The organism is Gammaproteobacteria bacterium, from assembly GCA_029882975.1.
GTDB lineage: Bacteria > Pseudomonadota > Gammaproteobacteria > SZUA-152 > SZUA-152 > JAJDNG01.
In genome coordinates, this window is record JAOUJW010000003.1 from 123,261 (window position 1) to 135,554 (window position 12,294).

The following is a 12,294-nucleotide window of genomic DNA, read 5'->3' on the forward strand; positions in this document are numbered from 1 at the left end:
GGTGGCTATACATGGGGGCAAGCAAAATTAACGTAACCATAGACTGTGGTTGTAGCCGATAAAGAAACTGTTCAAGTTGTGTTTTTGAGAATCTCCGTTGTCGAACTCGTAGTGCTGTCGCTGGCGTTTGAAGCCAAAGCTCAAGCGGTTACGAGAGCTCAAGTTGACTGCGCCGCCCAGTTCAATGGCGTTGACACGGCCTTGCCCAACATCGGTTCCGTCCGTTTGCACATTAAGAGGTACACTGCCTGCGGAACCGTAAAATATAAAATGCTTGCCGACAGGGACGTAACCGGATACTCCCAAACCCAGGCCGCTGGCCTGCATTTTGACAATTGGGTCTTCGTCTGTCCATTCATTGCTAATGGACTTGAGATCAGCAAAAATCGAAATATTTTTTACCACATAATAACCCAATACCAAGTCCAGCTCGTTGTGTTTGATGTTTTCATTCGCAGTGGCGGCAATAGTTGAGCCGTTTGCTAAAATGCGTTCCGGGGATCCGGTTTTAAATTGGTGGTTACCGCCTTGTAAATTAAAGCCAAAGTAAAATTGATCCCGTTGCAACATTAGATTGAGGCCGACGTGCCCGGAACGTTGTGCAAAACTGGTGTCGCTGTTTGTATTGTTGCCTGTCCAGTTGCTTGTCGCAAGTTTGGCGCCGAACGATAGGCTGACATCGGCGGCATAAACGCTGTTGACACCGAATGCAGTGATCAAGGCTATTAGGATGAGTAGTGTTGGTTTCATTTTCATGCTGGTTTACCGCGTTGAGATTACAGGGTGGGAAGAGGTGTTACAAATCTGGGATTCAAAACTTTTTTGGGTTGGTTCGCTTTTGCGCTTGCTTTGCTGTCCGCTGAGGCATTGGTGGCAGCTGCGGTGGCGTTGTCGGCCTTGCCCTGCTCCACTTCCACCTGCACTTTCACTTTGTCTGCGGGTACGCCGTCTACTTGGAGTTTCAGTTTAATAAATATAAATTCGCCCAGTTCATCACCGGCTCCTTGAAGTACGCCGCTTTCCGGAACCTGATCGACATTGTTGGCCACGGCTTTTTGAACATTGGCAGACAGCTCTGACACCGTCAGCATAGGCTTATCGTTGTTTTTTAACTCACTTAAGAGAAAATATGTAAAGGGAGAATGGCCGGACTGTTTATAATCGTCATCAACGTACTCGGCGCCTCCTGCCGCCATGATTTGCACGCTCTTCTTTTGCGCCACTTTTTGGTAAAACAATTCCGCGTTGTTTTCGGGGGGCAATCCGCGGGTGCCGGCGCGCAGCAAGGTGCCGCTGAAGCAGGAATCGGATATGAGTAAAGAGTGTTTAGCTCGTGATGCAATGGTGGTCATTTCATCACGGATGGTTGAGTTTCTTAAGAAAGTAGTGTGGTCCAGCCCCATTGCATCCGAGGGTATCCAATAGCCTTTATTGGTTTCCAGATCCATAAAGCCATGTCCGGCATAGTAAAGCAATACATTGTCATTAGGCAGTACACGTTGGGATAATTCCTGCAGTGCCAGCAGAATGTCGCGCCTTCCGGCGTTTTCCAGCATTTTAACGTCGGTGAAACCGTAATGCTCTTCCAATAAGGTCTTGATGGTTCGGGCATCGGATACCGCCGTTTTCAATGATGGCCACTTTTTGTCGTTATAACGGTTGTTTCCTATGATTAATGCTCTATAGACACCTTGCTGTGCTTGTGGATCTACAGCAGGTGTTTTTTGCGTCATTGTGATGCCCCGGTTTTGTGCGGCCAGTGGCAAACTCAAGCAAAGGGTGAGTCCCAGGCATAACGCTTTAGCCGATTGATTCATGTGTAACCTCATTCTGTATGCTTGTTGATGACGAAGCCGCCATGGGTGTAAAAGGATTGGGCGTCCATGGTTTTTCCGGACAAAGTCCATTCATAACGGTATCCGGATACCGGTTTGTGATTGGAAAAAGTCACTTGGTTGACCTTGCTTTGTTTCTCGCCAATCAAAGTTCGTTCTTCACTTTTTACCAGTTGTAGTGTGATGTGGTAACTGTCAGCTTTAGCAACGGTAGGCCACTGCAGCACTAATGCGTTATCGCTTGCGCTTACCTGCATGGAGGCATAAGGCTTGCTGATTTTAGCGGCCTGGCCGAAAAATCCTATACCCGGTTTGGCGTGCTCCTGATAAAAGATCTTATCGCTGTCCTGATAAGTCGCAACGGTAAACGCCGTAACTTTAGCGAGTTGGGGCTCGGAATGTCCTGAGGGATTCTGCAGCGTCGGCACCAGCAGGACGGTTACAGCAATTAACGCTGTGGCTGCAAGCGCATTGGCCCACAGGGGTGGTCGAAGGCATAGAGCTTGTTTAAGTGTTTCCAATATTCCGGTACGCTGCGTGCCGGAATGTTGTTGAGGTTTAAGCGGGGTATGCGCCGCTAAAGCCCGTTTCATGGCTGTGCTATGGGATGCGTAGTGAAGGGCGGCTTTGAGTGTTGCCGGGTTTTTTTGTAACTGTTTCTGCACTTCCTCGTCGTCCAGAAGTTTGTCCACATAAGCTTCTATGCGATATGTCGCCGTGTCATCCGGTTGTAAAGAACCATCTGATAGTCTGCTGCGGATGGCGGACAAGGTGCCGGCTTGTTGGCGACACCGGGGGCATTGGGCCAAGTGTACACTTAGCTTCTGGAAGTCCGGGTGGTCGGGTTGCATGACAAATCCGCTGAGGGATTCCAAGTCCGGGTGTTGTTCCTGTTGACTGGAGTTGTGCATATCAGGTTCCTTTACCTACTATTTGCCGCTTCTGTTTGCATATGGTTTAAAAGACCCGAAAATTGATAATTTTTGAACAGAATTCACTTTAACTGGACTCCATTAATTTTTCCAATTTGGCCAAGGTTTTACGTCGAAAATAGTATAGGTGCTGGCGATTGGTCTGTTGGGGTGGTACTCCATCTTTAATACGAATATCCAGTTTTTCCAAAGCGTTCAGCACATCATTAGCATCTTGTTGGTCCATGACCATGGATTCCAGCACAAATTGTTCCGTCGGATTTAATAGCTGCCAAGCCTGGTGTAAGGCGTCGTGGTCAGCGGTTTGTTCCAGTGATGGGCTTGCATCAGCCGGTTCCATTTCAGTTTCATTACCGTCATAGTCCTGGCTTAGAGATATGGTGCTGGGTGGATTGAGCAAATGCAGACGATTTTTTTGCGTTAGGGTCACTATTATTTTGCGACAGAGGATCTCCGTATCCGCTTCACTTAAACTCAGTTTTTGTGCGATCAGGGCAATATTGTCTCCGCTGCGCAGGGCCAGGAATGCGCTGCCGGCCTGAGGACCCATGGATTGTATGTAGGTAGGAACGTGCACTTTGCGGCCGAAACGCCAGTTTTTCCAGCGTTCGTAGAACGGTAGGGAGTTGGCGATATGGTACATATAGTTGTTTAGGCTGGCGCCATTGTCACCACGGTATTGCTGTAATCTCTTGGCGTTGCTCAGGTCGTCCAGCATCCAGGCGTAGCTGGCGTTACCCCATTCACAAAGTGCGGCACCTGATGCCGGTGTGCCCCAGGGTTTGGGTAAGGTGCAGGTATAGATAAATTGATTTTCCTTGCAGAAGCGTTTGCAAAAGCGGTCCGTTTGAAAACGGATAATGGGGTCCAGGAACTGATTAACGCGGCTGCGCGCCACCGGATCACCGGCGGCGGCTTGCTGAGCCAGCAAAATCTGCTCGTCGCGGTTTGAGAGAGGTTCTTGATTACCGGTGTCCAAAACGTGGGTTCCGCCATGAATAGTGAAATTATTGGCAACTCATAGAGTCGGCACAAGTTTCTATTATAGTCGGTGTGGTAAAAGGCTCATGGATTGTATAGAAACCATCCGGATACCACTCCTTGTTCCACTTTCACTGCCAGTCCGTAGTGGTCATAGGCCAGATATTCGCCACTGGACAGATGAATCTGTCGGTTGGGAATTCCCAAAGCTTTTACCGGTCGGTCGGCGTTGTCTCCAATGGCAATTCGGTTCAGGACTTTGGAAGAACTGCTGTCCAGCCAGGCGTTGACTATCGTGGCGTCCGGTCCCACGATAAACCGACTGCCATCCTGGAAACGCAATACTCGAAATTGCTCGCCTTCTATCCACAAGTCCGTGCTTTTGGCCTGAGCCAATTTTCCGGAGCTGAGGTTGTCCCCTAAACGCAATCCTTTTATGGTTGGGGCGTGTTGCACGGGTTTTTGCTTATGGGAGGTTTGTAATTGTCCAAGAGCTAACCGGAATAACAAGCTGTTTCCTGATGATTTGGCTTGATTGGCCAGTTGATTCCAAACCTGGGTGGCTTTGTCTGCTTTATTTTGGTGTCGAGCCAGTGCGGCGTAGTTATAGTAGGCGCTAAACAACAATAAGTTAGGACTCATGCTACCGCTTGTGTGTTGAGGCTTGCCCGGGCGGTTTTGATCAGTGTATTTGAGTACGCGCTTGAATAGCTTGGTGGCTCTGGTGCTATTACCTTCTAAGGCATTGGTCATTGCAAGCAATAGATCTGTGCTACCAGAGGCTTTAAAAAGAGGTATGGTTTTGCCCTGGATAACACCCCTGGCCATATAAGTATTACCCTGTAGCAGATAGGTAATGGCTAACAAGTGGTAGCCGGCGGGATGATCCGGTTCCAATTTTATCGCTTTTTCGAAGTAGTGGATGCTTTGTCGGGCGTTTTCATCCAGTTGTTTTTTCAACTGCTGCAGAACCGCAGGGCCACCACGTTTGAGTACGGCTTGCCGGGGGGTGGCTTCCGCGTCCGTGTCCAATAACAGGGGGTAGTAAAAGTCCGGTTGTTTTAGAAATCCGTCCTGAATCATGCGTTTTTGAATTTTCAGAGCTTCTGCCAGGTAGGTTAAACCCAGTGCAGACAGCACCGCTCGGGAAGGGTACTGGCGCCCATAAGCCGTGAAGTACCTGCGGGCCTCGAGGTGGTTCGCGGCAATAAAGTTTTGTACACCCATTTCATACAGCATGGCTTGTGATGCGGCATTGTGCAATTGTGCGCCGGCCCGTAGAGCGCGCGAGTGCGCTTGTTTGCAGGCTTTTGATGCGGCGGAATCGTTATCTGAAACTATACAGGAGTTGCCCCAAATATTTTCCACCCAAGCGGTGAAAAAATCTTTTTTATCCAGAATCTGGTAAGGATCGTAACCCACGCTGGCCATTAGGATGAGGCCGTCGTGATCCGCCTGGGCCTCTTTTTGTTCAATGTCGTTCATGAGTTTGGAATCGACATTCAGTCCCCGCAGCATTTTGCGACGCAGTTCCGGGCTTTGGTTGCCAATCAGACGGAAAAATCGTTGATGCCATAAATCGTCGGCGCGTTGATGCGACAACTCATGGGATAGCACAAAGGCTAGCAAATGGCCGGCCCGCTGCTTGCCGAAACTCAAACAGGTGTTAATGGCTTCCAGGCTGAGCAAAATATTGCCATCCGCCAGTGATGCGGCCCAGGGCCCGGCGCTGGAGTCCACTACATAAAGGCTGGGCTCCAGGCGGGAACTGTCCCAGGAACGCAACAGGACGGAAAAAATATTTTGAGCATATTGTGCCAGGGAATTATTTTGTGGGTCGACCGTATGGGGTTTCCAGTAATTAATGGATTGTGTGGGGTCATCCGGTGGTGCCAGCGTTTTGCTATGAGCTGTGGGAAGGTACAGGCAAAAAACCAGCAGTAGTGAAATCGAGAACGATAAAAGCGAGCGGGCGGAAAACGGTAAAGAAGTGGCTTGGTGTGCCGGCTTTTGGTTCATGAGTGTAACCCCGTGATCAATTCATTTGCAGTGGATACACCACCTCTGCAGTTAAAGAGACTGCGAAACCTGCCGCATTTGAAAATTTTCTGCATATTTTTATCAGCACATCGAGGGGAGTCGATCTCGGGATTATTATCGTTATTATTCAATTGCTTATGGTTCCGTCTAGGTATTGGCGGCGCAGTGTGTGGGGTAGTTTTTCGATCGCATAGCGCAGCATGGTTCTGGGCATATTATGATATCGTCGGCACAAAAGGCTCTGCAGTTGATCATCGTCTCGCTTACCGATTTCCCGCAACATCCACCCCACGGCTTTATGTATTACGTCCTCGGGGTCATGTAAAAATTGCTCGGTTAATTGCAAAGTATCAGTAAATTGCCCCGCTTGTATAAATCGATAGATCGCGATGACGGCAATGCGGTGTTCCCACAGGCTTTTCGATTGAGCCAGTGTGTACAACACACGACGTTGTGTTTTAGAAAATAACAACAAATAGTCACCATCTATTTTATGCGCAGAGACATCTACCAGGTCCCAGTTGTTCACCTGCTGTCGGTGCTCCCTATATAATGCGTAAACCCTTTGTTTGTATTTTCTTATATGATAGTGCTGGATCAGTAATACTAATGCTGGAAAACGCTCCTCATGATACCTGGAGTATAGCAAGCTCTGAACCCTGTCCAGGGACAGTTGTTTGTTCTGCTTGGCAAAGCGGCGAATCTGCGGCACCGTAATACCCGGAAAACAGTCGCCATGACCGTTCTCACCCGGCGCGGTTTTAAAAAACCGTTGCTGTTGTTGGGCTTTTTCCGAGTCTTTGAGCTGACGAAATTGATGCTGAATGGTTGTTATTAAGTCAGGCATGTTCAGAGTTCCTCAGATTCTCATCAAAACGGAATTATTTCACATTTTAACGCTTAGCTTTCAAATGGAAGCCCGTTTGTCGTCTGTTCATAGCAGTAACTCAAGGATTTAATCCAAATAAAATGTCTAACTGGAGAATAGCAATGTCAAGCGTGAAAACATTTAATCCCAAACGTATCTTTAATAGAAAACTGTTGTTGCTGCCTTTAGCGGTATCCGCATTGGTGTTTTCCGGGTGCGGTACCGAGCCGAGTAGTTCCGCGGATGGTCAAGCCCAGTTTTTGCAGATGGGCTTGCCCGACAGTATGACCGGAGGCCAGGTGCAAATGGCAGTCGGTGCGCATTCGCAAGGGCAGCCATGCGCATACATAGGGGTTGGCAATGATGATCCTTTTAAGAATGGTTACAATATGAGTAAAATGCTGGTTTCTGCTGTGGCCACCTGGACCTGTATTACAGATACCTTGATTCATGTCTCGGACATTTATGAGCACGACGGTGTAGTCCATCCTACGGATAACGATCCCGCATCCGGTACTTATCGGTCCCAGGACCCAACTCATTACAGTATCACTGATGATTCAGGCACACAGGTTAGTATTCGCCTCTATTACGGTTATGATCACAGTACGCCGCCGGTTCCGGGAGTGGCTGATCCTGGTTTTTATATTTCCTGGAACACCGCGGACAGCGGTGATATCGAGGGCAAGTTGATTGTCGATGGTTTAGCGATCAACTCCGATAACCGAAAAACGGACGACCCTACCATGATGCGCTTGGATTTTAATTACACCGGTGTACAAAAACAGGCCACCATGTATTTAGCATTTGATGCTGGAAATCGTTGGGCGGATGGGTTTCGCATCGAGGTCACAAAAGATCTGACGGCTCCGGACGGACAAGTGTTTTTGGCCAGAGGTATGATAGAAATGAAACAACAGTTTCTGCCGGTAGCCGGTATTTCTGAATTACCGGTTTTGCAAATGGTATCGGTATCAAACGCATTGGGACGAGGCGCCACAGTTGCGAATTTTGAAGATGTTTCCTTGCCTTTGATGTTGAACCCGCAAACCAATAACAATCTAGGTGACTATTTGTTTTCAAAAAAAGATCAGTACTATTTTCGCGGTGACGGTTCTTGGGAATATATACAAAAGGATATTTCAACCGCCCAGTATCGAGGTAACCGCAACACACCCGTCTCAGGAGGCACGTGGTTACCCTTTGACCCGTCTTTGGATTTGATTGTGAGTGGTCTGGGGCTGGATTCGGCGTACTTTAGCGGGGCTATGTGCGGCGATATCAATTCCAGTTGTGTTGAAATGCTGAATATTGTACATCAGGCGGAGGATGGATTCGACGGTCAGGAAAAAAATCAGGGTGCTGACCCAATGGATTGGCGCAGTGCGGCTTTAGCGGAACCTATTAATTACCTGACTTCCGTTTATCCCAATGGCAGTGATTGGACCGGAGCGTTTGACTTTAGCTTTACGCCATCCGGGAACCAGTAATTTTGATGTGGTTGTACAAACAGTCCGGTGTGGTGCCGGACTGTTTGCTTTTTACGTTGTTAATTTATCGGTCGAAAATACAATAAGCCAACAAGGCCGTCGGTGGCGGCCACGACCATTTCCGTGTTGGTTTTGTGAACCACTGAGCCCGGTGTGTGTGAATGTGTTTGTGTCCAGACTTTTAGGGAATAAACCATCCAGTCTTGTTGGGCAAACTGAGCGAAACAGCCGTGTTTGCCGAAGGCGCGGGCGATGCGGTCCAGTTCATCCACGCTTTTATTCCAGTCCAGTGTGCGTTGCTCCTTTGAGGGTATGGGCCAACAGGGCTCCAGGATTTGTTTCTGCGCCTGTTCCCAGTATTGCTCCAGGTTTTTCAATGTCCGAATCAACAGTGTCTGCGCCGTTAACTGGCATTTTACATTTAATGATTCCAGTAATTCGTTTGCGTCAACGGCAAAACTTTGTTGCTGCAAAATGTCACCGGCATCCCATTCATTGGTAAGTTTGTGGATGGAAACTCCATTGACTTGATGTTGGTCCAGGATGATCCAGGGTAGCGGCCATACTCCGCGGCCAACAGGCAGTAAAGTCGGGTGCACGTTAATGCCCCGTATACCGCTGTTACTTAGTTCGGGAACCTTGTAGTGGTAGGCGGCCGTGATGATGACGTCGACGTTGCAACTATGCAATTCCCGGATGTGTTGGCTATTGATGGGTTCCAGTGTGTAGGGGACACTATGTTTGCGACAGGTTTCAAGTACGTATTGGTTGCTGGTCCCGTCGCTGTCACCATCGACACTGAATACTTTGTATATGTCATATTCCTGAGTGAGTAGGCTATCCAGGCAATTATGAAAAAAATCATAGCCGCAATATGCTATTTTCAACATGATGTAATTACCTAAGGGTAAACCCTTGGTCGCGGTTTGGAGTAATGCGTGTGGTTTTCATCGGCGTAAATTATTCCGTCAAGCATCTGAGATATTGTGTGTCATTTAACCTGGTTTTGCAAAATCGGCCACTTTTTTGTAAAAAAAGCTGACATTCACGTATATGTGCACGCCATTGGATCTTATTGTTCCGCTGGTTTAGCAAATCAAGTCGGTCTACTTAGACGCATTAAAAACACTATATATACTGGATCATATAGGGTTAACCCGTGTTGACACCATACGGGAGACATGTTTTATTGTTTCGCTGGAAGAAAAGTGGCTTTAGGGAAGAGGCGCAATTCAGGTTTAGTCTCAAACACAACAGAGGAAACCTGAGCAGATGGGACGCGGTTGTTTTGAACCCGATTTATGATTTACGAAGAAAATCGGTGATTGCCGGAGATTAATCTGCCGGTAATTGGATTATTAACTAAGAAGATACGGAGTACTAAATGGGGAAATCTAACAAGAGGCAAAGACTGCTTCTGTCCGCTCTTATCAGCAGTGCCCTGGCAGCATCCAGTGCACCTCTGTTAGCGGATGATGAAGCAAAAATTACCTTTATCCATTCCGGCGACTTTCATGGTGACTACCATCCACATACTAACGGCCGTGGCGATGCTGCCGGTTCGTTGGAAGGCGGTATCGCACGTGGCGCCACAGTAATCAAGCGCATTCGTCGTCATAATGAAAACGTCATTCACGTACACACCGGCGACACCATTCACGGCAGTGGTGAAGCATCCATTACCAAAGGCATGGCAATGATCCGCTTGGTGGATCAATTGGGTATCGACGTATCCACTCCCGGAAACTGGGAGTTCGCTTATACGCCTTATCGCTATATGCAGTTTTTTGGAGTTCACAATGATGCCGGTGCAAACCGGGATATCATTGATAACGCCTCTTATAACTTCTCCGCTAAGAAAGCCGTAAAATATACTGCAGATGAAATTGGCGACGTTCCCAGCTTTGGTGCACCGTTCCGAGAAGTCAAATACGTAGCCAGCTATAACGCTGATGGTACGCCCAATATGGCCACAGGCTATAATCGTTGGGGTATGGTCGCGTCCAACGTTTATGAAAACGGCAGTTGGGCTTTGGATCATGGCGTGGTCAGTCGCGGCACCGGAATGAATTTGACACCTCCTTATCGTATTATCGAAAGAGACGGCATCAAGATCGGTTTTATCGGTTGTACCACTAATCGTGGACCTCAAGTGGTTAGCTCCACCATTACCACCGGTGTGAGTTATTCCAACTGCAAAGGCGGCATTAAGTTCCCGCAAAACCGCCCCATCGACTGGGACGATCAGGCCATTTCTCACGGCCCGTGGATTGTTGACGACACACACCCCAAAGGCGGCTACTGGCGTCCGGGTAATAAAGTGACCGGCAATCCGGCCGATGCCAGTGTGCAAGCGGGTAACCGTGTTGTCTCTGCTGATCCCTGGACCAAACGACCGCAAAACGACGGTACTGCCGGTTACAAAGTCAAAAACGAAATCGTGAAGTGGACCAATCACCTGCGCAATGTTGAAGGTGTGGACCTGGTAGCGGTGATGTCCGAAGCCGGTATTGCGGAAAACATTTTCGCTGCGGAAAACCTCAAAGGCATGGATAACGGTCCGGATATTTATTTCTCCTCCGACATGCATGAGGAAACCAACTTTCCGGTTGTTGTGACGGATCCTCGCGGCAAAAAAGTTATCATCATTGAAAACAGTGAAGATATTGCCCAAATCAGCCAGCTGGATGTGGAAGTGGAAAACGGCCGCATCGTCGAATGGGAATTTACCGGTCATGACGTCAACGAAAGTGTGCGTCCGGACCGCCGCCTGCGTCATATGGCAGCCCAGATCGATGAGGAGATTGCGGACAGTATCGCTGCCGGTACTGCGGTTAACCCCTATAACGGTCACGTCATTACCGCGCAGTTGACCGATGTTGTGGGTCAAACGGACGGTATTGTTCTGGAACGTAATCGTTTCACCACGGAATTTGACCCGGCTAACAATGTCATGCCGGCGGTTATCGAAGGTACCGGGCACGATTTGGTGACCGATATGTTCCGTAAAATGACCGGTGCCGATGTAGGCGGTATTCGCGGATTCCGCTATACCAACAGTGTTTTGGACGGTGATGACATCACTTACAAATCTCTGTACCACTTCTTCCCCATTGGGGCTCAAGTGGCCGTGGGCAGCATTCCGACGACACCTACCGCTGAAACCGGCGGCAGCTTCCTGTCGCCCAGCGATCCCAACAAGTTCAGCAACGCAGGCAACGTGAATCCGGCGCAATTTGTGGCTTTCCCACGCAGCTTGCAGCAGGAAATGGAGCTGGCCGGTAACAGTACTATGAATCCCAACGTGCCTGCCTGGGGCGGTGGCTGGTTCTGGAACTATTCCGGGGTGAAATTTGATTTTCAACCCACCGGTGGTAACTTCGACAAATGGGGTACCAAACCCAATGCTCGTGTCAGCAATCTGGTGCTGTACGACAATGCGGATCCGTCCAAAAACGGTCCCATTGATGAGTCTAAGGGAGCCACAATCAAGTACGCATCCTACTACTACCATGAAGACTACAATCGTATTAACCGCAACCAGCTGGTTCCTGGTGGTAAATGTGGTCCCACCAAGAAACTTACCCCGGCTTGTGTTAATGCCAAGGGTGATATCTTGATTCTGGCCAAAGAAACCGCAACGGGTGACTATGTCTTGGTAGACAACCTGGAATACGATGCCGGTGTTAATCAGCACAACTCCACGGGTGATGGCTCTTTGACGGTATTGGATGCGGTTGAAGCCTTAGGTCGTTACATTAGCGATGCTTCCATTGATGTGTATGTATGGAATGGCGGTGCTAAAGTGGCGGCGGCTCATTCTCCGGTTGCCGGTTTGGGTGGTACTTTTAGCGGGCTGGAATTCCCGCGGGTGAACTTGGTGAAAATGGACGGAACCGACGGTAACGATCTGACCGATTGTTCCATTGAGTTCGGTTCTCCCTGTATCCAGCCGTTCCGCGGTGCAGAAGCGGCCTTCGGTGTTACCGTGCCGATTCCTGCAGGATATATTAAAGGAACCGCAGATGCGCCGGCATTGGAAGCGGAGTACGACAACTAACCCCTGACTTAGAGTCAATAGCTGCATGACTTAAAGTCCATAACAATAAAGAAGTTGTATCGTTATTCACCCGTCACCTGCTTGCAGG

At 48.8% G+C, this 12,294-nt stretch carries 9 protein-coding genes; 2 read left to right on the forward strand and 7 right to left on the reverse strand.

The window, feature by feature from the left end:
* Positions 1-27: 27 nt before the first annotated feature.
* From OEY58_03465 to OEY58_03490, 6 genes are all read right to left on the reverse strand, one after another.
* Positions 28-756 carry a hypothetical protein gene (locus OEY58_03465; GenBank protein MDH5324499.1) on the reverse strand — a complete coding sequence of 243 codons (729 nt, stop codon included), beginning with the start codon at positions 754-756 and terminating at the stop codon, positions 28-30.
* 20 nt (positions 757-776) lie between these two features.
* Positions 777-1,817 (reverse strand): caspase family protein, encoded by a 1,041-nt coding sequence (locus OEY58_03470; GenBank protein ID MDH5324500.1) that lies wholly within the window; start codon positions 1,815-1,817, stop codon positions 777-779.
* An 8-nt stretch (positions 1,818-1,825) separates the two neighbouring features.
* Positions 1,826-2,746, reverse strand: coding sequence for a hypothetical protein (locus OEY58_03475; protein ID MDH5324501.1), 921 nt, complete (start codon positions 2,744-2,746; stop codon positions 1,826-1,828).
* A gap of 88 nt (positions 2,747-2,834) precedes the next feature.
* Positions 2,835-3,746: a hypothetical protein gene (locus tag OEY58_03480; GenBank protein MDH5324502.1), complete on the reverse strand. Its 912-nt coding sequence runs from the start codon at positions 3,744-3,746 to the stop codon at positions 2,835-2,837.
* Positions 3,747-3,832: 86 nt separating this feature from the next.
* Positions 3,833-5,767, reverse strand: coding sequence for a hypothetical protein (locus tag OEY58_03485; protein ID MDH5324503.1), 1,935 nt, complete (start codon positions 5,765-5,767; stop codon positions 3,833-3,835).
* 148 nt (positions 5,768-5,915) lie between these two features.
* The gene (locus OEY58_03490) at positions 5,916-6,635 is read right to left on the reverse strand and encodes a DNA alkylation repair protein (GenBank protein MDH5324504.1); all 720 of its coding nucleotides are present in this window, start codon (positions 6,633-6,635) and stop codon (positions 5,916-5,918) included.
* A gap of 143 nt (positions 6,636-6,778) precedes the next feature.
* On the opposite strand from OEY58_03490, the gene OEY58_03495 reads away from it, so the two are divergent.
* Positions 6,779-8,146, forward strand: coding sequence for a hypothetical protein (locus OEY58_03495; GenBank protein MDH5324505.1), 1,368 nt, complete (start codon positions 6,779-6,781; stop codon positions 8,144-8,146).
* Between the two features lie 59 nt (positions 8,147-8,205).
* Here OEY58_03495 and OEY58_03500 read toward each other — a convergent pair whose 3' ends face one another.
* On the reverse strand, positions 8,206-9,036 hold the full coding sequence (locus OEY58_03500) for a formyltransferase family protein (GenBank protein ID MDH5324506.1): 831 nt from the start codon (positions 9,034-9,036) through the stop codon (positions 8,206-8,208).
* Positions 9,037-9,530: 494 nt separating this feature from the next.
* Here OEY58_03500 and OEY58_03505 point away from each other — a divergent pair, with 494 nt between their 5' ends.
* Positions 9,531-12,206 (forward strand): hypothetical protein, encoded by a 2,676-nt coding sequence (locus OEY58_03505; protein ID MDH5324507.1) that lies wholly within the window; start codon positions 9,531-9,533, stop codon positions 12,204-12,206.
* Positions 12,207-12,294 lie beyond the last annotated feature (88 nt).